General features: G+C 58.2%; 24 protein-coding genes and 1 pseudogene. 7 read left to right on the top strand and 18 right to left on the bottom strand.

Annotation, left to right across the window (positions count from 1 at the left end; translation table 11 throughout):
* Window positions 1-30: 30 nt before the first annotated feature.
* Window positions 31-1,026 (bottom strand): prolyl aminopeptidase, encoded by a 996-nt coding sequence (pip, locus tag ACFWW2_RS24400; RefSeq protein WP_393932832.1) that lies wholly within the window; start codon window positions 1,024-1,026, stop codon window positions 31-33.
* 52 nt (window positions 1,027-1,078) lie between these two features.
* On the opposite strand from pip, the gene ubiG reads away from it, so the two are divergent.
* Window positions 1,079-1,828: a bifunctional 2-polyprenyl-6-hydroxyphenol methylase/3-demethylubiquinol 3-O-methyltransferase UbiG gene (gene ubiG / locus ACFWW2_RS24395; RefSeq protein ID WP_393932830.1), complete on the top strand. Its 750-nt coding sequence runs from the start codon at window positions 1,079-1,081 to the stop codon at window positions 1,826-1,828.
* 79 nt (window positions 1,829-1,907) lie between these two features.
* Here the strand turns inward: ubiG and ACFWW2_RS24390 are convergent, their stop codons facing one another.
* Genes ACFWW2_RS24390 through ACFWW2_RS24370 form a run of 5 tightly spaced genes read right to left on the bottom strand, consistent with a single transcriptional unit; the run spans window position 1,908 to window position 4,975 of the window.
* Window positions 1,908-2,696: a GNAT family N-acetyltransferase gene (locus tag ACFWW2_RS24390; protein ID WP_393932828.1), complete on the bottom strand. Its 789-nt coding sequence runs from the start codon at window positions 2,694-2,696 to the stop codon at window positions 1,908-1,910.
* On the bottom strand, window positions 2,693-3,136 hold the full coding sequence (locus tag ACFWW2_RS24385) for a MarR family winged helix-turn-helix transcriptional regulator (protein WP_393932826.1): 444 nt from the start codon (window positions 3,134-3,136) through the stop codon (window positions 2,693-2,695). Before ACFWW2_RS24385 ends, ACFWW2_RS24390 begins: the two co-directional genes overlap by 4 nt.
* Window positions 3,136-3,966, bottom strand: a complete 831-nt coding sequence (locus ACFWW2_RS24380; RefSeq protein WP_393932824.1) for a carbon-nitrogen hydrolase family protein — start codon at window positions 3,964-3,966, stop codon at window positions 3,136-3,138. The genes ACFWW2_RS24385 and ACFWW2_RS24380 overlap by 1 nt, the downstream gene beginning before the upstream one ends.
* Window positions 3,963-4,220, bottom strand: a complete 258-nt coding sequence (grxC, locus tag ACFWW2_RS24375; protein WP_393932822.1) for a glutaredoxin 3 — start codon at window positions 4,218-4,220, stop codon at window positions 3,963-3,965. Before grxC ends, ACFWW2_RS24380 begins: the two co-directional genes overlap by 4 nt.
* A gap of 32 nt (window positions 4,221-4,252) precedes the next feature.
* Entirely contained in the window at window positions 4,253-4,975 is a 723-nt protein-coding gene (locus ACFWW2_RS24370) for a double zinc ribbon domain-containing protein (RefSeq protein ID WP_393932820.1), read from the bottom strand.
* Between the two features lie 23 nt (window positions 4,976-4,998).
* Between ACFWW2_RS24370 and ACFWW2_RS24365 the strand changes: the two genes are divergently transcribed.
* Together ACFWW2_RS24365 and hemH are read left to right on the top strand one after the other, a co-directional pair.
* Window positions 4,999-5,826, top strand: coding sequence for an SAM-dependent methyltransferase (locus tag ACFWW2_RS24365; protein ID WP_393932818.1), 828 nt, complete (start codon window positions 4,999-5,001; stop codon window positions 5,824-5,826).
* 52 nt (window positions 5,827-5,878) lie between these two features.
* On the top strand, window positions 5,879-6,964 hold the full coding sequence (gene hemH, locus ACFWW2_RS24360; protein WP_393932816.1) for a ferrochelatase: 1,086 nt from the start codon (window positions 5,879-5,881) through the stop codon (window positions 6,962-6,964).
* A gap of 257 nt (window positions 6,965-7,221) precedes the next feature.
* Here hemH and ACFWW2_RS24355 read toward each other — a convergent pair whose 3' ends face one another.
* The 3 genes and pseudogenes from ACFWW2_RS24355 to ACFWW2_RS24345 form a co-directional block, all read right to left on the bottom strand.
* The gene (locus ACFWW2_RS24355) at window positions 7,222-9,516 is read right to left on the bottom strand and encodes a methyl-accepting chemotaxis protein (RefSeq protein ID WP_393932814.1); all 2,295 of its coding nucleotides are present in this window, start codon (window positions 9,514-9,516) and stop codon (window positions 7,222-7,224) included.
* A 235-nt stretch (window positions 9,517-9,751) separates the two neighbouring features.
* Window positions 9,752-10,129, bottom strand: a pseudogene (locus ACFWW2_RS24350) (MerR family transcriptional regulator); the annotation flags it as partial.
* Window positions 10,126-10,257 (bottom strand): hypothetical protein, encoded by a 132-nt coding sequence (locus ACFWW2_RS24345; RefSeq protein ID WP_393932812.1) that lies wholly within the window; start codon window positions 10,255-10,257, stop codon window positions 10,126-10,128. The gene ACFWW2_RS24345 and the pseudogene ACFWW2_RS24350, both read right to left, overlap by 4 nt.
* Window positions 10,258-10,641: 384 nt before the next feature.
* Between ACFWW2_RS24345 and ACFWW2_RS24340 the strand changes: the two genes are divergently transcribed.
* Together ACFWW2_RS24340 and ACFWW2_RS24335 are read left to right on the top strand one after the other, a co-directional pair.
* Window positions 10,642-12,048, top strand: a complete 1,407-nt coding sequence (locus ACFWW2_RS24340; RefSeq protein ID WP_393932810.1) for a serine/threonine-protein kinase — start codon at window positions 10,642-10,644, stop codon at window positions 12,046-12,048.
* Window positions 12,049-12,334: 286 nt separating this feature from the next.
* Window positions 12,335-13,801 carry a hypothetical protein gene (locus ACFWW2_RS24335; RefSeq protein WP_393932808.1) on the top strand — a complete coding sequence of 489 codons (1,467 nt, stop codon included), beginning with the start codon at window positions 12,335-12,337 and terminating at the stop codon, window positions 13,799-13,801.
* A 104-nt stretch (window positions 13,802-13,905) separates the two neighbouring features.
* On the opposite strand, the gene ACFWW2_RS24330 is transcribed toward ACFWW2_RS24335, so the two are convergent.
* Complete coding sequence (locus ACFWW2_RS24330; protein ID WP_393932806.1) at window positions 13,906-14,499, bottom strand: L,D-transpeptidase; 594 nt, start codon at window positions 14,497-14,499, stop codon at window positions 13,906-13,908.
* Window positions 14,500-14,665: 166 nt separating this feature from the next.
* Here ACFWW2_RS24330 and ACFWW2_RS24325 point away from each other — a divergent pair, with 166 nt between their 5' ends.
* Complete coding sequence (locus ACFWW2_RS24325; protein WP_393932804.1) at window positions 14,666-15,217, top strand: CAP domain-containing protein; 552 nt, start codon at window positions 14,666-14,668, stop codon at window positions 15,215-15,217.
* Here the strand turns inward: ACFWW2_RS24325 and ACFWW2_RS24320 are convergent.
* The 8 genes from ACFWW2_RS24320 to ACFWW2_RS24285 all read right to left on the bottom strand — a co-directional run bounded on the left by ACFWW2_RS24320 (window position 15,214) and on the right by ACFWW2_RS24285 (window position 23,989).
* Entirely contained in the window at window positions 15,214-15,702 is a 489-nt protein-coding gene (locus tag ACFWW2_RS24320; protein ID WP_393932803.1) for a murein L,D-transpeptidase family protein, read from the bottom strand. The genes ACFWW2_RS24325 and ACFWW2_RS24320 overlap by 4 nt on opposite strands.
* An 88-nt stretch (window positions 15,703-15,790) precedes the next feature.
* Window positions 15,791-16,993, bottom strand: a complete 1,203-nt coding sequence (locus ACFWW2_RS24315; RefSeq protein WP_393932801.1) for a class I SAM-dependent RNA methyltransferase — start codon at window positions 16,991-16,993, stop codon at window positions 15,791-15,793.
* Window positions 16,994-18,826, bottom strand: coding sequence for an ABC transporter ATP-binding protein (locus ACFWW2_RS24310; RefSeq protein WP_393932799.1), 1,833 nt, complete (start codon window positions 18,824-18,826; stop codon window positions 16,994-16,996).
* Window positions 18,823-20,667, bottom strand: a complete 1,845-nt coding sequence (locus ACFWW2_RS24305; RefSeq protein WP_393932796.1) for an ABC transporter ATP-binding protein — start codon at window positions 20,665-20,667, stop codon at window positions 18,823-18,825. Before ACFWW2_RS24305 ends, ACFWW2_RS24310 begins: the two co-directional genes overlap by 4 nt.
* Window positions 20,668-20,712: 45 nt before the next feature.
* Entirely contained in the window at window positions 20,713-21,294 is a 582-nt protein-coding gene (locus tag ACFWW2_RS24300) for a LysE family translocator (protein ID WP_393932794.1), read from the bottom strand.
* Window positions 21,287-22,423 carry a CCA tRNA nucleotidyltransferase gene (locus ACFWW2_RS24295; protein WP_393932792.1) on the bottom strand — a complete coding sequence of 379 codons (1,137 nt, stop codon included), beginning with the start codon at window positions 22,421-22,423 and terminating at the stop codon, window positions 21,287-21,289. The genes ACFWW2_RS24300 and ACFWW2_RS24295 overlap by 8 nt, the downstream gene beginning before the upstream one ends.
* On the bottom strand, window positions 22,420-23,004 hold the full coding sequence (locus ACFWW2_RS24290) for a CoA pyrophosphatase (protein ID WP_393932790.1): 585 nt from the start codon (window positions 23,002-23,004) through the stop codon (window positions 22,420-22,422). The genes ACFWW2_RS24295 and ACFWW2_RS24290 overlap by 4 nt, the downstream gene beginning before the upstream one ends.
* Complete coding sequence (locus tag ACFWW2_RS24285; protein ID WP_393932788.1) at window positions 22,997-23,989, bottom strand: Hsp33 family molecular chaperone HslO; 993 nt, start codon at window positions 23,987-23,989, stop codon at window positions 22,997-22,999. Before ACFWW2_RS24285 ends, ACFWW2_RS24290 begins: the two co-directional genes overlap by 8 nt.
* A gap of 76 nt (window positions 23,990-24,065) precedes the next feature.
* On the opposite strand from ACFWW2_RS24285, the gene ACFWW2_RS24280 reads away from it, so the two are divergent.
* Complete coding sequence (locus tag ACFWW2_RS24280) at window positions 24,066-24,533, top strand: NUDIX domain-containing protein (protein ID WP_393932786.1); 468 nt, start codon at window positions 24,066-24,068, stop codon at window positions 24,531-24,533.
* Window positions 24,534-24,556 lie beyond the last annotated feature (23 nt).

Below are 24,556 nucleotides of genomic sequence, written 5' to 3'. Positions count from 1 at the left end.
ACTTTAGCGGCTGGTTTTCACCTGTAAACCCTAAAGCCCGAGCGTTCCGCGCTGGGCACCCATCATATCCATCGTGCGCACCAGTTCCGCGCTGATCCCCGGTTCGGACAAAGCATGGCCTGCCCGACCGATCAAGGTCAACCGCGACTTGGGCCACATCTGCGCCAGCCGGTGTGCCGAAATCGGTGGGCAGATCATATCGTACCGCCCTTGCACGATGACGCCCGGGATGTCAGCAATCTTGTCCATCTGGGCCGGGTTCAGGATTTGCTGATCCCCTGACAGGAACCCGGCATTGTAGAAGTAGTGGTTTTCCAGCCGTGCAAAGGCGCGGGCGTAATCGGCAGGGCTTTCCCCTGTGATCCCGTCGCTGTCGATAGAGGCCAGCGCGTTTTCCCATGATGCCCAGGCGCGTGCATAGCGCGTCTCTTGCGGTAGATCGCCAGAGAACAGCCGCCTGTGATAGGCCGCGATAAAGTTATCCTGCTCGTCTTTCGGGATGAGACTGGCAAAGCTTTCCCACAATTCCGGCCAGAATTTGCCCGCGCCGCCACCATAGAACCAATCCAGTTCCGGCTGGGTCATCAGGAATACGCCGCGCAGGGTCAGCGCCGCAGCCCGGTCGGGATGGGCTTGGGCATAGATCAGGGCCATCGTCGCCCCCCATGACCCGCCAAACACGATCCAGCGATCGATGCCCAGCGTTTTGCGGATCAGTTCGATATCCGCCACCAGATGCCAGGTCGTATTGGCCTGAACGCTGGCATGGGGCCGTGACCGGCCACAACCGCGCTGATCGAACAGGATCACCCGAAAGATATTCGGGTCGAAATACCGGCGCATCGCGGGGCTGCACCCGCCACCAGGACCCCCGTGCAGGACAACAACGGGCACCCCATCGGGATTACCGCATTGTTCGACATAGATCCGGTGCCCGTCTCCCACATCCAGCATCCGTTGATCGAAGGGATCAATGGGCTGGTAAAGATGTGCACCTGGGCGCTTTTGTCCTACGACTTTGTCCATAACCGATCTATATCCCCTATCGACACGACTGACCATCATTCGGAGCCGCAAAATGTCAGCAACCGCCACCAACACTGTCGACCCGTCCGAGATCGCGAAATTCGAGGCGATGGCGGCGGAATGGTGGGACCTGGACGGCAAGTTCAAGCCGCTGCATATGATGAACCCGGTACGATTGGACTACATCACACGGCAGATTGCAGCAGAGTACGGGCGCGACCTGAACGGACCGGAACCGTTCAAAGGCCTGCGCATTCTTGATATCGGCTGCGGTGGCGGTTTGCTGTGCGAACCGATGGCCCGGCTGGGGGCGACCGTTGTCGGGGCCGATGCGGCCGAACGCAACATCCCGGTCGCCCGCATTCACGCCGAACAATCAGGGCTGGAGATTGATTATCGCCACACCACGGCGGAAGCTTTGGCTGAAAGCGGCGAACAGTTCGACGCCGTGCTGAACATGGAGGTGGTCGAACATGTGGCCGATCCGCAGGGGTATCTGACCGCCTGTCAGCAATTGATGAAGCCGGGCGGAATACACATCTGTTCGACGATCAACCGCAATCCCAAAAGCTTTGCCATGGCCATTGTCGGGGCCGAATGGGTGATGCGCTGGCTGCCCAAGGGGACACATGAGTGGAACAAGTTTATTACGCCCGACGAGCTGTTTGCCCTGCTGGAAAAGGCGGGCATGACACCGGTGGACCGCAAGGGGTTTGTTTTCAACTTTGCCCGTTTCACATGGTCGATCTCTGACCGGGACCTGTCGGTGAATTATGTGACTGCGGCGACAAAACCGGCGTGACGGGGTACAGACTTTCGCCGAAAGTCTGTTTGCAAATCCTGCAAGAGGATTTGGTAGCAATTTTTGGGCCGAAAATTGGCTAATAGCTGGGTTTCGTTGCTTCGACCAACGTCTCTGCAATGCGAAAGCCCATTCGCCGGTAAAGGCGACCGGCATCGCTTTTCGCCTCTGCCACGATGATGGGGCGCGCCTTTGGTGCCCGGCCCAGCGCCCATTTCGCTGCCTGCACCAGAAGTGCGGCACAGATCCCGCGCCGCCGGTGCGAGGCGCGTGTTTCAACTGCCTGATAACGGGCGATCCGGTCGTCATGGAACATGCCCATTGACCCGACGAGAATACTGCCATCAAAGGCACCAAACCACGCGCCCATCCCATCGGCAACCTGTTCACGGCGCGCGGTATTTCGGCGTTGCAGGAAAGGGGTATGGAGCTTTGGATCATAACCGTCCTCAAGCGCTATTTCGGCCTGAAGATCAGTCAAAGCAGTCCAGTCGGCGTCACTGTTGAGCGTCCGAAAGATGATGCCCTCCGGCCTCCGCACATCCTGCATTTTATCACCGAGGGCTAGCGTATCCGACGTTCCCACCTCGTAACCGTGGGGCGTCAGGGTGGCGGCCAGCGGTGCGGGATCAAGACCCGGCACGTCCCATATGATGGTTCGATGCGTCGCATCGGGGAAATCGGTCTGGAACTGGGACACCTGCGCCAGCGCATCCCCTGGCGGATATTTCATGATGATTAGATTACCATGCCAGTAATCAGGTTCGTCCGGCGTCCGCATGACAACGCGGTCTTCATATGCCTCGAACACCGATTGGCCCTGCATGACCAGCGCATCACTTGCCAGCGCCAATGACCGAAACTTCATTCGATCTGGCTGAGTTTCAGGCGCATTTCCCGCAGGACTGGCAAGGCGATACGTACCTTGTCCTCGCCGACTTTGCCCACGACCTCGGCGATCACGGGTGCGATGGCGGCCAAAGCGGCCTCGCGGGCGGCGTGGCCCGACGGGCTAATCGCGACCATCTTGCGTCGTGCATCGTCCCAGTCGGGGCGGATATGCACCCAGCCCGCCCATTCCAGCTTGTGAAGGGTATTTGTCATCGCCCCGCGGGTCAGGTGGAATGTCTTGGCGAGTTGGGCTGGTGACCGTTCCGCGCCCGCATGTGCGAGATGGTTGAGAACGGAGAAATGCGACAGCTCCATCCCTTTGGGCAGGACCCGCGCCACGCTTGCGCGCGCCAGCTGATCCACTGCCAAAATCTCGCTGAAGAGCGATACGGCGAGATTGGAGGACGTTTCAGACATCAGGGTCCTTCGAAAGGGCGGTCATGGGATAAGGCCGCGATACGTTTGCGGCTTTGTGACACTTCCCTTAGGTCAAGATCAACCAATGCGATACCGGTATCTGTGCCCAAATCCGCCAACACCTCGCCCCAGGGCGAAATCGCCATGGAATGCCCATAGGTTTGGCGCGGTTTGCCTGCGGTCGCGGAATGGGTACCGGTTTGGGCGGCGGCCAGCACATAGGACCCGGTTTCAATCGCCCGCGCCCGCAACAGCGGTTCCCAATGGGCAGCACCGGTGACGGGTGAAAAGGCGGACGGGACCAACAACACCTCGGCCCCCGCTTGCGCCAAGGCCCTGTAAAGATAGGCAAACCGGATGTCGTAACAGATGCTCAGGCCGATTTTGGCAAATGGCGTGTCCGCAATAACGGCCTGTTTTCCTGGTCGATAACCGGCGGATTCGCGATAGGTTTCGGTTTCGGACACGGTGACATCGAACATGTGGATCTTGTCGTAGCACGCCACGATCTGACCTGCCGGATCGATGAGGAAGGACCGATTGGCGAACCTGCCATCCGGATCATCGGTTTTCAGCGCCAGAGAGCCGATAGATAGCCAGATGCCATGCCGGATCGCCGTTTCGCGCAGACCCTTCAGCGTCAGATCATCCGCCTCATGCTGCAGCACCCGGTTCTGATGCGCCCGGTCCTGTGACACGCAGTTCGTCACCTCTGGCGTCAGCACAAAACCGGCCCCTTTACCTGCCGCCTGCCCAATCAAGTCACTTGTCCGGGGCAGGTTTGCCACCGGATCATCGCCGGAGTTGAGTTGGATCAGCGCCGCCTTCATGCGGCCAGCATAGCATCCAGTTTGCCGCCACGCTCAAGCGCCATCAGGTCGTCGCAGCCGCCCACATGTTTTCCGTCAATGAAAATCTGCGGCACGGTGCTGCCACCATTGGCGCGCTGGATCATTTCGGCCCGGCGTTCCGGCTGGGCGGAAATATTGACCTCGGCAAAGCTTACCCCTTTCGACTTCAGCAGTCGTTTGGCCATAAAACAAAAGCCGCATGTGGGCTTGGTATAAATCTCAACAGTCGACATTGATCGGGTCCTTGGATCGGTTTCCCAATCATTTAGGCGTCTTTGACCACCCTTGCCAGTGTAACAATCGACACATTCGCGGCACCGGCCGCTTTCACGGCCTCCGCGCTTGCGGCCAATGTTGCCCCTGACGTCATGACGTCATCGATCAGCAGGACGGATTTACCCTTGATGATCGGAACACGCCTGGGATTTGGCACAATCGCATCCGCAAGTGCAGCAAACCGGGCGTCGCGGTTATGCCCCTCCAGCGGTTTGGTCTTCTTGGGCCGAAGCAGGGCATCGGCACAAACAGGACGCTCCAGAACCCGCCCCAATCCGTTCACCAGCAATGCCGCCTGATTATAGCGTCGCCGCGCCAGCCGTACCCAATGCAAGGGCACGGGCACCAGAACCGTATCATCCCGCAACAGCGGGTGCGCGATCCGTGCCATCCATAGTGATGCAGGGCGTGCCAGATCTGTCCGATCCCCATGTTTCAACCGCAGTACAAGTCGGCGCCCGATGCCCGTATAAACCAGCGCCGCGCGGCCCCTGTCCCAGGGTCGGGCGATGGTCATGCAGTCGTCGCATTTTATCACCTCGCCCTGATCTTCGCCCGGCAATGGTGTTCCACAAGTGTCGCAAACCAGCCCGCCAATAAACAGCGTGTTGCGCCAGCATGGTCCGCAAAGCCCGAACTCAGCCTCGGTTTGCGCATCACAGGCCACGCATTGGGCCGGGTAGATCGCACGAATGACGCTTTGCAACCGCATGCCGGCACCCTAGATGGTGGTCCATGGACAAAATGCCCGACCTTGTTGACCGCACAGCAGTCGCCCGCAATCGCGTGCGCGCCGAACCCGACGCGCTGTTCTTGCAAGAAGCCGTGGCCGATGAGCTGCAAGAAAGACTGATCGAGGTTAACAGAACCTTTAAATCCATCGCGATCGTGACGGGTTTTCCGGATTTCTGGGCGGCGCGTTATCCAGACACCACTATCGTCGCTGACGATGACACACTCGCGCTTGAACCTGCCGCGCATGATTTGATTTTACACTGCATGTGCCTACATTGGGCCAACGATCCGGTCGGGCAACTGGTCCAATGCCGGCATGCGCTCAAGTCTGACGGGCTGCTGCTTTGCGCCTTTCTTGGCGGCCAGACCCTGCATGAATTGCGCGCGTCTCTGGCCGAGGCTGAGGCGGCGATCACCGGTGGCCTGTCGCCGCGCATTGCGCCAATGGGGGAAATCCGCGATCTGGGTGGGCTGTTGCAGCGCGCCGGTTTCGCCTTGCCCGTCGCCGACAGCGCCCCGCTGACGGCAAGCTATGCCAATGCCTTCCACCTGATGCACGATCTGCGCAAGATGGGGGAAAACAACGCGCTGACCGACCGGATCAAACATCCGACACGGCGCAATGTACTGACCGAAGCGGCAAGTATCTATACCGCCAGTTTTAGCAACGAAGACGGTCGGGTGAACGCCACCTTTGAGATTATCACCTTGACCGGGTGGGCGCCCTCGGACACGCAACAACAACCTTTGCGCCCCGGCAGCGCCACGGCGCGACTTGCCGACGCATTGGGCACGACTGAAACGCCTTTAGACAGGTCCAAAGATTGACGCGGGCCGTATTCCATTTAACTGCATCACTAATCACGCTACGTAGAGGGTCATGAAAATGTTCGACGCACAAAGCCAGGCCGCAGAGCGCCCAGCAACATGCCCCGCGCATGCGCCAGCCGATCACCCTAAGATCAAACCGGCCCGCGTCGGTATTCTGATTGCCAATCTGGGCACGCCGGACGGGACAGATTACTGGTCAATGCGCCGCTATCTGAACGAATTTCTATCTGACAAGCGGGTCATCGACTATTCCGCCTGGATCTGGCAGCCGCTTTTGCAACTTGTGATCCTCAGCAAGCGGCCCTTTTCATCGGGTGCCGCCTATAAATCCATCTGGAACGAAGACGCGGACGAAAGCCCGCTGATGACCATTACCAAGGCGCAGACCGCAGCAATCAAACAGCGCATGATCGACCGCTACGGCGACGATGTACGCGTTGATTTCTGCATGCGATACGGCAATCCATCGACCAAATCCAAGGTGCGCGAAATGGTCGAGGCCGGATGCACCAGGATCCTGTTTTTCCCGCTTTACCCGCATTATGCCGGGGCCACGTCAGCGACGGCGAATGACCAGTTTTTCCGCGCCCTCATGGAAGAAAAGTGGCAACCGATTGCCCGGGTCGTCGAACCCTATTACGCGGACCCGGCCTATATCGAGGCTTTGGCCCAATCCATCGAACGGTCTTATGCGGCGGCCGAGGTAAAACCGCAAAAACTCGTCTGCTCTTACCACGGCGTCCCCGAACGGTATCTGCGCGAAGGCGACCCGTACCATTGCCAATGCCAGAAAACGACGCGGCTTCTGAAGGAACGGCTCGGTTGGGACGACACCCAGATCGTAACGACATTTCAGTCGCGGTTTGGGCCAGAGGAATGGCTGAAGCCATACACCGTGGAAGAGGTGGCCCGGCTGGCAGAGGAAGACGGGATCAAAAACATCGCCGTCTGCGCACCGGCTTTTTCAGCCGATTGCATCGAAACGCTCGAAGAAATCAACGAAGAGATCAAGGAAAGCTTTGAAGAGGCGGGCGGCGAGCATTTCACCTATATCCCCTGCCTGAACGATGACGCGGCACATATTGATGCCTTGTCTGGCATTGTCGAAAAGAACCTCAAGGGGTGGCTAGGGTAAACCAGCCGAGATCTGGGGCTGACCTTCGGATACCCGCCCGTAGCGCGGCGGGTATTTGCAGCGGCGTGAACGCAATTTTCTCAGCAAACGACATGTTTCAGATCACAAAAGTCGCCGGGGACACCGAAGGGTGTGAATAGTGTTGCGATGACCCAAGTTTTCGGACCATCGCAACACACCCAAATGGCGCAACCCCGAAAGCACCCTGGCATTCGAACCGTGCCGTTGTTTTTCTGTCTGCAGGCTTGGTAAAGCGCCTATGCTGATCGGGCCAGGTCAAAATCCGACTCCGATGGTGCGATGGCGATGGGCCCTGAATGGCGCTGGCTATGCCGGAACCGTGCGACCAGATGTTGCATTTCGTCTGCCTTTTGCTGCAGCACCCGTGATGAATTGGCGCTTTCGTCAACCATGGCCGCGTTTTCTTGGGTCACCTTGTCCAACATCAGGATGCCAGTGTTGATTTCAGACAGGCCGGTGGCCTGTTCTTCAGCCCCGCTGGCGATGTCACGAATATGCTCTGACACCTCGCTGACACTGTTCAGAACCTGCTCGATGGCCGTGCCCATATCCGCGACAAGCTTAACACCATGTGTGATGTTTTCATTCGAGTTGACAATCAAGTCGCGGATTTGCGCCGCACTTTCCGATGATCGCTGCGCCAGTGCCCGCACTTCCGATGCGACAACGGCAAAACCACGCCCGGCCTCACCTGCCCGGGCAGCCTCGACCCCGGCATTCAGGGCCAAAAGGTTAGTCTGAAACGCAATGTCATCCATCAACTGGACAATCTGACCGATCTGATCGGATGATTCCTCAATTGTTTTCATGGCCAAAACTGCGTGCGATCGCACATCTTCACCGTGTTTGGCCTGATCGCGAGCCACATCGATAGCTTGCACAATACCGCGCGCACCGCTGGCCGTTGAATTCACGCTCGCGCTGATCTCGTCCATGGCTGCAGCTGTCTGTTCAAGCGTTGCTGCCTGGTTTTCGGTGCGGCGGGACAAGTTGCCGGTCGCATCGCTCAGCTTGGTTGCGTCGGTATTGATCAAGTCAGCATTGGCTTGCAGGCTGCTCACAATCTCTGACAGCGCGATGACGGTCTGGTTGAAATTGCGGCGAAGCGGCTCATAAGCTTCAGGAAACTCTTCTGAAATCACGCAGTCCAACGATCCGTCAGCCAGGCTTTCCAGTGATGTCTCTACCTTTTTCATGATTTTTGCCTGCACCTCGGCGCTTTCGACACGATCAGCTATCGCCGCCTTGCCCTCTGCAAGCTCGGCCTTGAACCGCTCCAGCGCGCGGGCGATATCTCCCAATTCGTCACCTGTCTTTGTCTGGGCGACGATGCTTTCGAAATCTCCCTCTGCGATGCCGTTCACGCTATTTGCCAGCGCTATGATGCGGCTGGTCAGGGTGCTGGCGATCCAAAAGGCCAGGGCCACGAGGATGAGCATCACAACTGCAGTCTGCAGCGTTGCAAAAGACAACAGTCGATTGGCGGCTGCGTTTGCCTCGCTCAAGTCCTGTTCTAGGATCATCCGCCACTCTGTCCCAAAGAAATCGAACACTTTGGTGTAGGCGATCACCGGGTTGCCGGATAATCCGGGCGCATTGGAAAAGGTCGTTTCTACGCCATCCCGGGCTGCCAAAGTCTGTGGCAGGTCCGGCAGGCGATCAAGAATGTCAAAGCCACCGTTCCCGGAAGAGCCTGACCGGGCGGTTCCATCAGACCCAATCGCATAGACCCGACCCGTTTCACCCAGAAGGGGTGATTGCGACAGGATCACGCCAATTTCATCTATCGGCAATTGGAGCGCCACAACGCCGATCCGTTCGCCAGCATTATCAAAAACCGGCATCGCCACGAATTTGGCGGCAGCACCATTGCTGGGGGCGTAAGCGGCAAAGTCGGTCACATGGATTTCGCCGCGACCCAGTGTTGCGGCAGTGCGATAGGCAACGCCAAGATCGCTGTTGGCATATGTGCCAGCCCGGAAATTTGTCGCAAAATCAAGCTCTTTGAAAACCGAATAGATCAGGTTTCCCTCCAGATCGAACAGGAAGATGTCGTAGTAGGACCGAACCGATTGAAGGCTCAGGAAGCTGTCGTGAAACGTGGCGTGCGCCTCCGACCAGGCGGAACCATCATCAGCGTCAATCAGTTGGTCCTTTTGCCCAACCGGATTGGGATTATCGGTGATGTAAAGACGCTGGAGACGCTGTTTTGGCTGATCGCCGAGCTGCGCCCATCCTTCGCGGAACGCCATAATCGCTTGCTGCGTGGTCGTGTCATCGGCCAGAATCCGAATATCCTGCTCGACCGCCGAAAGCCATTTTTGCAGGCCGATTGTCTTGTCTTCCAGTAACTGTTCGAAGGCGACATTCCGCTGCGTAGTCAAGGCCGACTGAGCGGTCACGATCGACAGGGCCGACACGGCAATCATCAAGACCAGTGTTGGCACGCCGATCAGGATCGGCATTTTGTATTTCAACTTCAGACGCCGCCATCTATTGCGCCGGTTCTTGCCGTTCCAAGGCTTTGTCATATCGCCGTCTCCAATGCCAATAACGCACGCGGGCAGGAATTTCCTGCCCGAGAGGAGTGCTAAACCCCATGCGTTGAAATTCGATTAAGCCCGACGCGGCTGATCCAGCCCGAAAGCTATACCTGACCTACAGACGAGCAAACTTACGAACCGCTGATCTGTCCGAAGGCTGAATGTCGATAACATGTGCGGCAGGACTTGGACGCTCTTGGGATCTGACAACGTGCAGCTTTGTCCGCAACTGCGCCAGCATCGCCGCACCGCGATCCATATGGTCACGCAGTTCCGTGATTGTTGCTTCCAGTTCGGCATGCCGCTGCACCATATCTTCGAGACGGAGTGCTGCAATCTTCTTGGCCTCGCGCAATTGGGCCCGTTCGCCATCCTCACCATCATAGAGGTTCAGAAGCTGGCGCATTTCTTCCAGGGTAAAGCCAAAACGCTTGCCGCGCAGGATCAGCTTGAGCCGGGCACGATCACGGGGTGTAAACAACCGCTTCTGCCCCTCGCGGATCGGGAACAACAACTCTTTCGCTTCGTAAAACCGCAGTGTGCGAGCGGTGACATCGAATGCATCGCACATGGCACGGATGGTCATCAGATCGGATGTCATTGGGCCACCTCCCGCTTTACGTTGTCCAGGCGAGGACGCACAAACAGCATTGCCGCCAGTTCCTCGACTGCTTCGAAAACGGCAGCGCCCTTTGGGGCAGTGGTCATAGTGTGTTGTGTATTATGCATTGCATCCCTCCTAATGACTTCAAAAAGAGCGATGAGACCCGGCAAACAGTTCTTTCAAGACGCGGCCCCACGCTCGCTGAAAGGATCATACATCCAAAGCGCTTTGGATTTCAGGCTACCGGGGGTGACTCTTAGGTTACAAAATGGGGTAAACCATTGATTCTAATATGATGTCATGACTTTTTTGTACGAAAGGCAAACTTGATGCCGCGGACAGAATCAATGTCAAATAAGATTTGCGCGGCAGCAACACATCGGCAATGATCAGCCAAATACCCATAACTTTTCCCATGTTGGCCGCAAAGCAAACATATTTGCGCTGCAGGAAGGACTCGTTTGGTTGAAACGGGACGTGCTTTTTTCAGGCACAGGACATGGTGGCAGATGACTTCGGCACAGAGCACAGAGCTCGAAGGACCTCCGGAAGAACGGAGTGAGGCGCTTCCCGAGGGAACGCGGCTTCTGGGCGACCAGTTCACAATCAAAAAGCAGATCGGCAAGGGTGGTTTCGGCATCACCTATCTGGCCGAGGATAGTTTTCTTGATCGCACCGTCGTCATCAAGGAATGCTTTCCCGAAGTTTTCTGTCACCGTGCTGGCAAATCGGTTCTGGTGCGGTCCACCGCGAACCACGACAAATATCGGTCCATCGTCGATATGTTCATGCGCGAGGCGCGCAGCATCGCCAAGCTGCGTCACCCGAATATCATCGGGGTTCACCGCGTTTTCGAAGATAATGACACCGCCTATATGGCACTTGATCTGATCGAAGGCCGGGACCTCCTCGACATTATCAAGAATGACAGCCAGACGCTGACGCCTGACCAGATCAGGAATATGCTGCATAAGCTGCTGGATGCGGTTGATGTGGTGCACCAGCAGGACCTGCTGCATCGTGACATTTCACCCGATAACATCCTGATCGACAAATGGGGCAACCCAGTTCTGATCGATTTTGGTGCCGCCCGCGAAGAGGCGAGCCGCGAAACCCGCGCGCTATCTGCTGTGCTGATCGTCAAGGATGGGTATTCACCGCAGGAGTTCTATTTCTCGGGCGGAAAGCAGACCCCAAGCAGTGATCTTTATGCACTCGCAGCCACATTTTATCACCTGATCTCGGGCACCGTCCCACCCAACAGCCAGACCCGTATGGCCGAGGTTGCCGGTGGCGGCGAAGACCCGTGTGAACCGCTGGACGGCCGGTTTGACGATTACGCCCCGGAATTCCTGCAAGCCATTGACCGGGCCATGCGCGTTCTGCCAAAGGAGCGCCTGCAATCCGCCCGAGACTGGATGGATATGCTGGATCCTAACAAGAAGCGGCCCTCGCCGCTGGTCCTGTCGCAGAAGAATGATCTGAGCAAGACGCTGACCCGCCTTGTTTCGGAAACCAATGAATACGTGCTGAAATCCGAACCGCGGAAAGCAGAGCCGCAAAAACCCCCAAAGGCAGAACCTGTGGTATCAATCCCGGACTGGGTGCGCGAGTTCAATGAAGAAACTTCACAAACGCTGCCACCCACTGAACAAAAAGCGCCGGCCGCCAGAGATCGGGCGCCTGCGCCAAGTAGTTCGGACGAAATCAGCCATGATCTGGATGAGGATGAATATCTGGAAACCGATGACGCACCATCAGGTCGCCGCTTGTCCATGCCATCGGGCCTACGGTCCAAATTCTGGCGGCGCATGAACAAGATCCGCGCCAGCTGGATGGTCATCCTACTGGCTATCGTCATCGTCCAGCACGATCCAAGTGGTGTTGCCAACCTCGCAGTGGCGCTGCTGCAGTAGCACCGCGGATGGCCTTGTAAGTTTGGATGGTCGCGCCAGCGCATTTTCACGGGACTGTTACTGTCAAAGGCTGAATACAGCTTAAGGTAGTTATTGACAGCACCATCTCGCGCACGATTGCATTCAATTCAGCCTCATTTCGCTAAGAAAATAGGCGCATGTACCGCACCCTAGCCGGCGTTCTGACCGCTGGCCTATAGTCGAGCCGTCTAAGAAGTCGAATTTGTTCCAGTCGATCATCAAAAGATCAACGCAACAATCATGACCAACGGATAGGACGGTTCACATGCCACTGGATACCGACAAGAATGCCTTTTGGGCAAACCTAGAAACACGCTCAGAAGCGGATCAATGGGACGGACCTGAGCAAGGCTTCCCCACGGATGAATTCCAATTTCATGACGCGGCACAAGGTGCGACGGAACATGCAACACCTGTCAGCGAGGCGCTGCACGCTGCATTGGACAGCCGGGATATCGCGATCACGGACAGCAAAGAGGCTGGCGTTTTCAAATCGGCAGCGCCATTGCTGCAAGCGGTTTTCGAATCCGACATTGAGACACGCGCGGACGTCGACAGCCTGTTCAGTGATGAAGTGAACGTGACCTTCGTCGACGACTTTGCCACCACCGACGGCACCGCTTTAAACGGCGCCGCCATTCTGGGCAGCAACGAAGTTATCATTGATAGCGCGCTGACGGGCGATGAACTGCGCGATACTCTGATCGAAGAAATCGCCGAAACCGCTTATCAAAAGGCTTTCGACAGCACGTCCCCCGGTGATTTCGGGGCCGAGGTGCTTGCCCGGTTGAAAGGTGAATACAGCGAAGAGGCCCTTGCCGAATACTCAAAGGATACCGAAGCAGATACGGTTGAGACAGAATTTGGCGTCGCCGAGGCCATGAATGACGATGATCTGGCGCAGTTCGTCAAAAACATTGAAGACGCAAATGCCTGCATCGATATCTATGGTGCACAATTTTACGATCGTGCGACATACGACAAGTACTACGAAGCAAGTGGTGCCGGAAGCGACGATACGTTGGAGAAAACATTCTGGGGTGATGAATTCCTCGATGCGCTCACACTAGGGGGTGGCGGCTTTGACTTCAACGATGACGGCACGCCCAGTTATTCATATTATGGCTTCCTCAACGCGGCAGATGACCCGAAAGGCGAGGTCGTATCCAGAGCAAGCGAGTACGAATATACACCGATCCAAGGATTGTCCGACGAGTTCAGGTACGATGGTGTGACACCGGGGCAATTGCGAATTGGATGGAGTTACGAAGAAAATCAGACGTTCACTATTGCGGAAGAGATCAACTACTCCGAAAGCGTTGAGGTGGACGGTCAGATTGGCTTTAAAGTCGCCAACTTGGAGTTTTCTGGTGGTGTTTCCAATACAAAGGTGAGCGGAGGCAGCATCACCGAATCCAACACATGGTCTGCTACAACGAGTGCCAATGAGACATATGTCGCGGACGTAGAAAACTATCCGCCAGACGTGCCGATCTACTATGGTGAGCATACCGTTGTTGCAGACGTCAATATGCAGACACGCTATGATCTCTGGTTAATGGCTGTTGATGAAAACGGCTACTTGGATGGGATTATCCAGCTGGACGTCTCAGATACGCGGGTTGTTGAAGATTACCTGGTCAGCATTGCGAAGGCGTACACGACGGGCGACGGCTTGGTACTGGACGAAAACATTGCCAACTCACTTGGTATCGACTTTGGTTTTGTCTAGCCTTGGTCGCGATTTGAACAATAGCTGTGCTTTTAAAAATTGGGCTATAAAAAAGGGCGCATCAATCGGATGCGCCCTTTTTGACTGTTTGGATGATTTACACTTCAGATCAACAGAACCTGCGTGCCGACCTTGGCGTAGCCGTAAAGCTCTGCAATCTGTTCATTGTAAAGGCCAATGCATCCATTCGACGACCGGCGGCCGATCTTGCGTGTGTCATGTGTACCGTGGATCCGGTAGTACTGCCACGACAGGTGAAGCGCGTGTGTTCCCAACGGGTTATCCGGGCCTGGGCCGATGAAATCTGGCCATTCGGGGTTGCGCAGCTTCATCGCCGGTGTGGGTGCCCAGCTCGGGCCTTCGACCTTGCGGGTAATTTCCGTCCGGCCTTTGCGGGTCAGATCCTCGGTCAGGGGGACGCTGGTCGGGTACAGCTTGTAGATCGACTGGTCTTCGGACCAGTAATGCAGCGCCCGCGACTGGATATCGACCAGAATGGCCCCGTTGTTCAGGTTGCTGAAATAGGGCTGCCAGTCCAGCGACCGAAAGCTGGAGATGTTCCTTTTGACGCCAGCACTTATGTCGCTTTCGATTTCGGTGGTGTTGGCGGTCTGCGCCATTGCACCCGTCCCGATTGTGGCAGCGGTGGCTGCGAGAAAACCACGGCGTGACAGGCCATTCATCGTGTCTTTTGACATCAGTTACTCCGTTCGGGGCAAAAACTCTTTCAAAGCTGCAATCTAAAGTGTCCCGCCCCCATTCGCAATTCACACAAACGTCAGGCAAAGAAGGTTCCGTGCAACCGGGTTTGAACTGTCACACCATTCCCGCTAAGGAACGATGACTTATCAAGGTGAAGCAACGATGTATCGACGTGACATGATTCTGGGACTGGCTGCAACCGGATTGGCGGCCTGTAGTGGTCCACCTGCGGGACGTATCGGGCCAGATGGGCTGCCATTGCCGACGCTGTACCGGATCAGTCCGGGGCAAGAGGCCGAAATCCAGTTTCGCATGCTGGACAGCGTGAACGCCTTGCGGACCGCCCGCGGGTTGGCGCCGGTCGAACTGAACGCGCAGCTCAATGCGGCTGCCGCAACGCATTCACGCGATATGTCGATCCAGAACCGCCCATGGCTCTTTGGTTCTGACGGATCGAGCCCGCTGGACCGGGCGCGGCGCGTGGGCTTCCCTGGCCGCTTGTTGGGCGAAAACATTTCTGAATCCTATGAGGGCGAGTTGCCGACACTGGCGGCGTGGATGGAACAACCCGACACACGAGCGGTCATTCTGGACCCCAACGCGCGGCAAATGGGATTCGCTTGGTTCCAGGAGCCAGCGGGCAAACTATGGTGGACATTGAACATGGGTAGCGACCCTGCGGTCAGCCGCCCCATCCCGAGTGCAGCGTTCTAGGCGTAGATAAAGATCTTTGTGCCATTTTTGACCATGGCATAGATTTCATCCATTTCGTTATTCTGAACGGCGATGCAGCCCCATGTCCAATCGGGGATGCCAACGGCGCGGCTTGGTGTGCCATGGATGAAGATGTCGCCGCCCGGATCAAGCCCATTCGCACGGGCATAGGCGATATCATTCGCGTTTGGATATGAAATACCAAGCGACAGATGGAAACGGCTGTAGGGATTGCGCCGGTCGATCAGATAGGCGCCTTCGGGTGTGCGCCCGTCCCCTTCGCGAACCTTGTGACCGGTAGGCGCAAATCCAAGCTGGAAGTTATAGGCTTTCAGCAGGTTGTTGTTATGCAGCAGCTGCATGTGCCGCTTGCCCTTGAAGACCTGAATGCGTGTAACTTCGGGGCCTTTATACTGCGGCACCTTCGCGCTGCAGCCCGCAACGCCAAGTGCGGCCCCCACCATCATGGATCGTCTTGAAATCATAATACTGTGCCTCGTTCACCGGTCTGCGCCGTTTATGATGTGCTACACCAAATTTACGGTTAACGGTAGAAAAACATGGGGCAAGCGCTCATTTCCGTGTGAATGGTGCCACAATTTCCACATGCGGTGACCAACGGAACTGATCGACCACCTGCACCCAGGGCAGAGTGAACCCGGCATGAACCAGCGTCTTGGCGTCCCGGGCGAATGTCACCGGGTTACAGGACACCATCGCGACCGTTTTGATGTCCGATGCCGCGAGCGTTTCTATCTGCGCTTCGGCACCTGCACGGGGCGGGTCGATGACGGCAGCATCGTAATGCCGCAACTCATCCGGTTCGAGCGGACGCCGGAACAGATCACGTGCCTCGGTAGTGACACGGCGCAGGTTGCGGCCCGCGCGCCAGCCGCGATCCAGTGCCGCCAGCATTTCGGCATCGCCTTCGACCGCGTGAACCTCGGCACGGTTTGCAAGCGGCAGCGCGAAGGTGCCGCATCCGGCGAACAAATCGACGATGCGTGCAGCACCCTGGGTGATGTCGTTCACCGCGGCCAGCAGGGCCAGCTCCCCATCTTTGGTCGCCTGCAGGAATGCGCCGGGCGGCGGTGTAACCTGCGTGCCCGCAAAATCCTGGACCGGGGCGCTCAGGGTGACAACGGGTTCATCATTCCAGACAAGTCGGGCCACATCGTGGTTCTGCGCATAGGCCGCCAATTCCAGCCGCAGCTGCGGTGTCAGATCTTTGTCAGTTTCAACCAGAATATCGGGGCCGCTAATTGTGTCAGTAACCGTCAGATCAATCTCGCCCTTGCGTGAACACGCTATAACGGTCAGCGCCTCAAGCGCTGGCAGGCAGGCTGCCAATTCCGGTGTGATCAGCATACAATCCGGTACGGCAACCAGCGTGTCAGAGCCTTTGGCGTGAAACCCGACAAGCGCGCCCTTTTTTGTGCGGCGCCCCGAGAATTTGGCGCGGCGGCGCGAACGCCACGGGGATGTAACGATATCCCGGAGGCGCGGCTCCAACCCTCGAGCCTCCAACGCTTTGGCGACGATGGATAGCTTCCATTCGGCCACGAACATGTCATGGGCATGCTGCATCGCGCAGCCGCCGCAGGATTTGAAATGCCGGCAAGGCGGGGCGACGCGGTCGGACGAGGGGGTCACGATCCGGACGGTCCCGTCCTGTGCGACGTCGACCTCTTCCCCCGGCAGCACACGCGGCAGCAGTGACTGACCGTCAGAGGCCCGGCCAAGGCCGAGATGGGTCAGGCTTTCGATGGTCAGCATTTATTCCGCCGCTTCCCGCGCATTGATGAACCCGCCCGACTGCCGGTTCCAGTAGCGCGCGTAAAGCCCGCCCTTGGCCAGCAGATCGGCGTGAGTCCCTTCCTCGACCACGCGGCCAGCGTCAAGCACGATGATCCGGTCCATCTGGGCGAGGGTCGACAGGCGGTGCGCGATGGCGATGACGGTCTTGCCATGCATGATGGTTTCAAGGGCGTGCTGGATCGACGCCTCAACCTCCGAATCCAGCGCGCTGGTGGCTTCATCCAGCACGAGGATCGGCGCGTCTTTCAGGATGGCGCGCGCTATCGCAATGCGCTGGCGCTGGCCACCGGATAGTTTGACACCGCGCTCGCCCAGATGCGCGTCATAGCCGGTGCGCCCCTTGTGATCCTGAAGGTCGAGGATGAAATCATGCGCTTCGGCCTGACGCGCCGCCGCCTCAATTTCATCCTGCGTGGCGTCGGGTTTGCCATAGCGGATGTTGTCGCGGGCGGACCGGTTGAACATCGCCGTTTCCTGCGTGACCATGGCGATCTGGCGGCGCAGGCTTTCCTGCGTGACCTCGCGCACATCCTGCCCGTCGATCAGCACGCTGCCCTCTTCGGTATCATAAAGCCGCAACAGCAACGCGACGAGCGTGGATTTCCCTGCACCAGATGCCCCAACCAGCCCCAGTTTTTCGCCAGGTGCCACCGTCAGGCTGACATCATTCAAACCGCCTGGTCCACCGCCGTAGCTGAAGCTCACATGGCTTAGATCAATCGCGCCTTTATGGGCCGTTAGCTGGTCCGCGTCATCGGCATCGGTCAGCTTGTGCGGCGGGCTGAGTGTGAGCATTGCATCCTCGATCTCACCCACATTGGCATACATGCCCATGAGCGTGAAACTGACCCAACCCGTCATCTGCGACAGACGCAAGGCAATCGCCCCGGCAGCGGCGATATCACCTGCAGTCGCGGCACCGGCGGTCCAGAAATATAGTGTGGCGCCGACCAGCAGGATGGGCAGAAGGCCGCCCAGCGCCATCAGCCAGAACCGGAAAGACGCAGACAACCATCCATAGTTGACTGCAGTACCCCAGTAGTTCGCCATGGCATCAATTGCCGCCCGGTCTTCGTGATCGTCATGGGCGAAGAGTTTGACGGTCTTGATATTGGTGATCGTGTCGACAACCTGCCCGGTCACCATGGCGCGCGTTGCCGCCCGCGCCTTGGACCGTTTGCGGATCCGAGGCATGAAGAAGCGGATCATCCAGATATAGGCGACCACCCACAGCGCCAGCAGGGCCGCAGTGCGAATGTCGATGGTCAGAAGCAGGATCACTGAGCCGACAAGCGAAGCCAGCGCAAAGGCGACGGTGTGGATCATGTCCACGATCAGATCTGTTGTCGCCCGCGCGGCCTGCATCTGCTTCTGCGCGATACGACCTGCGAAATCATCATCAAAGAAAGTGACGGATTGACCCAGCGAATGCCGGTGCAGCCGTGACAGGATCAGGTTGCTGAGCGACGGGCCGACGACAACGGCCTGCATGACGCCCGAGACTCCAAGGATGATCGGGCGCAGGACCACAAAGAATACCGTGACCCCAAGCAGCAGGATCATGTTGTCAGAGAAGTAACTGCCACTTTCGGATGTCAGTGCCGCATCGATCACCCAGCCCAGCATCAGCGCTGTCAGCACCTCAAGCGTACCGGCCAGCGCCGAGACCAGTCCGGCCAGAATGGTGACTTTCGTGCTGCCACGCAGGCACCAGCCCAGAAACGCCATCAGCGTCTGGGGCGGTGGCCCTTCGGCCCGCTCAAAAGGATCGATCCAGCGTTCCGGTTTCATTCTGCTACCTGTGTATCCTGCCCCAGAAAGCCGCCGGATTGCCGCGCCCAGAACCGTGCATATTGTCCGTTTTCCGCCAACAGCGCGTCATGTGTGCCATCTTCGATGATCCGGCCCTGATCCATGACGATGATCCGGTCCATGCGCGCGATGGTAGATAGGCGGTGGGCGATGGCGATCACCGTCTTGCCTTCCATCATACCGTAAAGCGTGCGCTGAATGGCGGCCTCAACCTCACTATCTAGGGCGCTGGTCGCCTCATCCAAGAGCAGGATGGGCGCATCTTTCAGGATGACCCGGGCAAGGGCAATCCGCTGGCGCTGGCCACCGGAGAGTTTGACGCCGCGTTCGCCGACCTTGGCGTCATAGCCTTTGTTGCCTTCGCTGTCTTCCAACCCAAGGATAAAGTCATGCGCCTCGGCCTTTTTGGCCGCCGCGATCATGTCATCGTCGGTTGCGTCCGGGTTGCCGTAGACGATGTTGTCCCGCACCGACCGGTGCAACAGCGCGCTGTCCTGCTGGACCATGCCGATGTTGCGGCGCAGGCTGTCCTGCGTCACATCCATGATGCTCTGGCCGTCGATAGAGATTGTTCCCTTCTCCGCGTCATAGAAACGCAAAAGCAGCTTCACCAGTGTCGATTTACCTGCACCGGATTGCCCGACCAGACCGATCTTTTCACCCGGCACTATGGTGAGGTTGATCCGGTCCAGCCCGCCCGCCTCTTTGCCGTAGTGATGCGACAGGTTGGTGATCTCGACCTTGCCGTCAGTGACCTCCAGCGGCTTGACCGTCTGGTCCAGCAGCTTGATCGGCTGGGCAATGGTTTGCATGCCCTCTGACACGACCCCCAGTTCCCGGAAGAAGTTGCTGGTCGCCCACATGATCCAGCCGGACATGGCGTTCAGGCGCAAGGCCAGCGTCGTTGCCACGGCAACCACGCCGACAGTCGCTGTGCCCAGACCCCAGAGCCACATGGCCCAGCCGACAACACCGACGATCAACAGACCGTTCAGGATCATCAGCCCCACATCCATGATTGTATAGAGCCGCATTTCCGCCTGGAAGGTCTGGCGGCTTTGTTCCATCGCGTCCTTGGCATAGGCGATTTCGCGGTCGTGATGGGCGAACATCTTGACCGAATGAATGTTGGTGTAACTGTCCACGATCCGGCCGGTGACCTTGCTGCGCGCATTTGATGCGGCCTCTGATGCAGGCCCGATGCGTTTGACGACCCAGCGGAGCAGCACGAGATAGGGGATCAGCCACATAAGCAGCGGAATAACCAGCCGAATGTCAGCCTGACCCAACAGGATAGCGGCAGCGATGACATAAGCCGCCGCATAGGTCAGCGCATCGAAGAGCTGAAACACCACCTCGCCCGCTGACGATGGGGTCTGCATGATCCGGTTGGCGATCCGGCCCGCGAAATCATCCTCAAACCAGCCGACTGACTGGCGCAACACATGGCGGTGCGCCCGCCAGCGCACGAGTGTCGTGAAGTTTGGCAGGATTGTCTGGTGCAGCAACATGACCTGCGCGATATGTAGGATCGGGCGCACGGTCAGGATGAAAAGAGCGACAAGAATGAATTCAAGCCCATGCCGCGTCCAAACCTCTGCCGGTGCACCGCTCGAAAGCGTATCCACCAACCGCCCGACATAGCCCAAAAGCCAGATTTCCACGCCCGCGATAACCACAGACCCGATGGCGGTGACCAGCAATACCCATTTGAACGGTTCCGCGTAGATACGCAGAAACGGATAGAGCCGCTTGGGCGGCGTGTCGGTCTCCTGATACTTGGTATAGGGATCGACAAGACCTTCGAACCAACGAAACATGGGTCTGCCTTCCGGGTTAATGCCGGTGACATAACAAGATTTCGGTCAGAGGAAAACCAGAAGAGAAAACACGCCAAGGGCGAGCGCCATGACGCGCATGAAGATGCGCCAGGCCGATGGGTTTTTCAGCAAGTAGGACAGCAGTGCGCCCGCCGTGGTCCAGAACAGGCAGACACCCAGATTGATGCCTGAAAATGTGGTGGCCAGGGTGATGGCCTGTTTCGCTGGGGGTAATGTGGCGACATAGGCGGTAGCGCTAAACGCAACTGCCCAGACCTTGGGGTTGATCCATTGGAACAGGACCGCCTCCACAAAGGTGAAAGGACGGTCGCGGTCACGGGTCTTGGCCGGGTCGGCGTGCCACAGGTTCCACGCCATCCAGAGTATCCAGAGGCTGGCCCCGATTTTCAGCACGAGCGTCAGCACGGGTTGCGCCGCGAGCAGCGCACCGATGCCCAATCCGGTGATCCCGGACGTGATCCCGACCCCAAAGGCGACGCCAAGGATATGCGGTACGGTTCGCTGGAAGCCAAAGCGCGCCCCGGACGCGGTGAGCAGGATGACATTGGGTCCGGGCGAGAACAGGCCGAAGAAGACGAAACCGAACAGGGGCAGTAGCTCAGCCAAGCAAGTCTGCCTTTGTGAGGGTAAAGCCGGACGCGATCCAGCGTTGTTCGGCCTGTTTCAGTGCAGCACCCAGCGCAGCGCCTTGCAGATCGGGCATCAGGTCGGCAGCTTTGAGGGGAAAGGTCTGTTTGGCCGCGTGTTCAACCGTTTCGATCTGTGCAGGATCAATCGGGGCGCCCAGCGATGCCGCTTCGATCAATAGCCGATCCATCCCGATCCTGGCCCCGAACCGATAGGCGGCTTCGGCATGGGTCACGTCTGACCTGATCTGTTCGATGTGCCTGATCTGATCCTTGGACAGCCGCAGGGAGGTTATGGGATCACCGCCAAGCGCGACGAGGCGCCGGATCGGGTCCGGGGCGTGTCCCGCCTGCTGCTCAAGATGCACAAGCACGGCAAGCGCGGCGGTTGCGGCACCCGGCAGGACTTGCGCCAGCCCGCCGGTGGACGCCATGGAGGCGACGGCTGGGGCGGGATCCGGGGCGGCGAGCAATTTCAGCAATTCACTGGTCACACGTTCGACCGACAGACCCTGCAAGCCTTCGATATTGGTGGCGCAGGCGGCGAGCGCGTCAGTGTCTGGTCCTTCGCCAGCATCGCCGTACCAAGCGTGAAAACGGAAGAACCGGAGGATGCGCAGGTAGTCCTCTTTGATCCGCTGATCCGCATCTTCGATGAAACGGATGCGCCGCAAGTGCAGATCCGGCAGCCCGCCAAGCGGGTCGGCAATGGTGCCATCGGGGGCGGCATAAAGCGCGTTTATCGTGAAATCGCGCCGCTGGGCGTCGTCGGTCATGTTGTCAGCAAACGCGACCGTGGCGCGCCGCCCGTCGGTGGCGACGTCATGGCGGAAGGTTGTGATCTCAAACGGGATATCGTCGACGATCACGGTCACGGTACCATGGTCGATCCCTGTCGGCACGACCCTGAGATTCGCGGCCTCGGCCAGTTCCGTCACCTTGTCAGGATGCGCATCGGTTGTCAGATCAAGATCGGCGACAGGTTCGCCCAGCAGGGAATTGCGCACGCATCCCCCGACAAACCACGCCTGATACCCTGCATCGGTCAGCACCCGGCAAACGGTTTGCGACGGCTGATCAGTCAGCCAAGGATTGGTCAGCCTGGTCATGACATCCGGTCCGCCAAGGCGCGCAGGATACGCGCGGTTGCGCCCCAAACATAATAGGGACCGTAGGGCACGGTGTAGTAGAGGCGCTTGCGACCCTGCCAAATCCGCCCTTCGACACGGAACATCGATGGGTTCGCCAAATGGGATAGCGGGACTTCAAAGACTTCGCTGACTTCACCCGCTTCGGGGACCGGATCATAATGACCTGACACCAGCGCCAGCACCGGCGTCACCTGATATCCGGTGACGGTCTGATGGGGCGGCAAGGTGCCAAGGGTTTCGACCAGTTGAGCGGGCAGCCCGATTTCCTCTTCCGCCTCGCGCAGGGCGGCGTTGATGATCGTTGCATCGGTGTCGTCTTGTTTGCCGCCGGGAAAGGCGATCTGGCCGGGGTGATGTTTCAGCCGGGCTGACCGTTTGGTCAGGATGATGGACTCCGTTTCGGCCCTGACACCCACCAGAACCGCCGCCGGGGTCAGCTTGCAATCGGGAACCTGCACGTCTTTGTTAAGGTCGAAATCCGATGACGCGCTGCCCGGTCGGGACAGCGCATCAGTCAGGCGTGTTTTCAGGTCAGGCACTGGCGTTCTTTGCCTCAAACCCCAGTGTTTCGGGTTCAAAAACGTAATGGGACCCGCAGAACTGACAGTCGGCCGTCACCGTGCCTTCGTCGGTTACCATCGTGCTTATGTCCTTGGCCGAGTAGATCGACAAGCTTTGGCGCACCTTGTCTTCGGAGCAACTGCACCCAAACTTCACCGGCTGGGCATCATACACACGCGGCTTTTCTTCGTGGAACAAGCGCACCAGCAAATCGGTCGGCGTCACTGACGGACCTATCAGTTCGATGTCATCGACCGTGTCGAGCAGGGCGTTGGCGCGGGTCCAGTTTTCGCCTTCGTCCTCGGTCAGGATGTCAGTCGCATCCAAGAGCCCGTCTTCGCCGGAACCCCCTTCGCCCTTGGCGAATGGTGACGCCTTTGGCATGTGCTGCAGCATCACGCCGCCGGCGCGCCAATGGGTGCCTTCGCCGGGCATTTGCGACTGCCCATAGGTCAGCGAAAACCGGGTCGGCAGCTGTTCGGACTGGGCGAAATAGGTTTCCGCACAAGCCGATAGTGACCCACCTGCAATAGGCGTAATCCCTTGATAAGGCGTCATTCCTTCGCCCTGATCAATCAGGATAGCAAAGTAACCCTGACCGATCTGGGGGAACGGATCACCATCAAGATCAAGCCGGTCTGCATCATAGGACGCATAGGCACGGATGCGGGCCGGTTCACCGTCTTCGGTGGGACCATAATAATCGGTCGCGATCAGACGCACCGCCCCTGACCCGCGCACTTGCAAGGACAGTTTCCAGCGCAGTTTCACCGTCTGCCCGATCAACGCGGTCAGCAAGGCCATCTCGGCCACAAGCCCTTCGATCATGGGCGGGTAGTCGTGCTGTGACAGGACCTGTTCCAGCACACCATCCAGACGCGCCACCCGACCACGGATGTCGGAGGCGTCCAGTTGGAACGGCAGGACGGTATCGTCCCAGGCGATTTGCGCACTGAGGCTCATGGGCTTTCCTAACTTATCAGGAGTTGGCATACCGCGCCTATATAGGCGGAGCAAGCCAGCGTCCAAGGGGTGAGCTATGATCAGGCGGTATGGCGAGGTGCCCAAAAACGGGCAGCGGTATCAGGTAAGGCACGGGGCTTATGGGGTTTTGTTGCGCGAGGGTCAGGTGTTGCTGACCTGGCAGGGCGGTATCCATAACGAGCTGCAACTGCCCGGCGGCGGGGTTGATCCGGGCGAAAGCATGGTCCGCGCGTTGCATCGGGAGGTGTTCGAGGAAACCGGCTGGACCATCGCGCGGCCGCGGAGATTGGGGGCGTTCCGGCGGTTTGCCTATATGCCCGAATATGACAAATGGGCCGAGAAAATCTGCCATATCTATCAGGCGTTTCCCGTACGTCGGCTGAGCGACCCGACCGAGCCTGAGCATACGGCGATCTGGATGGATCTGGCGGCGGCAGCCCCGCTTTTGTTCAACCGGGGCGACGCGGTATTTCTGGAAAGGTTGAGCGGGGCCGCGCAACGTTCGGTGGGTCGGGCGGGGTAACGCAACACCCGGATCAGCGCGAA

This window comes from Yoonia sp. R2-816 (assembly GCF_046762905.1).
In the GTDB taxonomy this organism is placed as follows: domain Bacteria; phylum Pseudomonadota; class Alphaproteobacteria; order Rhodobacterales; family Rhodobacteraceae; genus Yoonia.
This window is presented reverse-complemented; position numbering and strand designations above follow the sequence as displayed.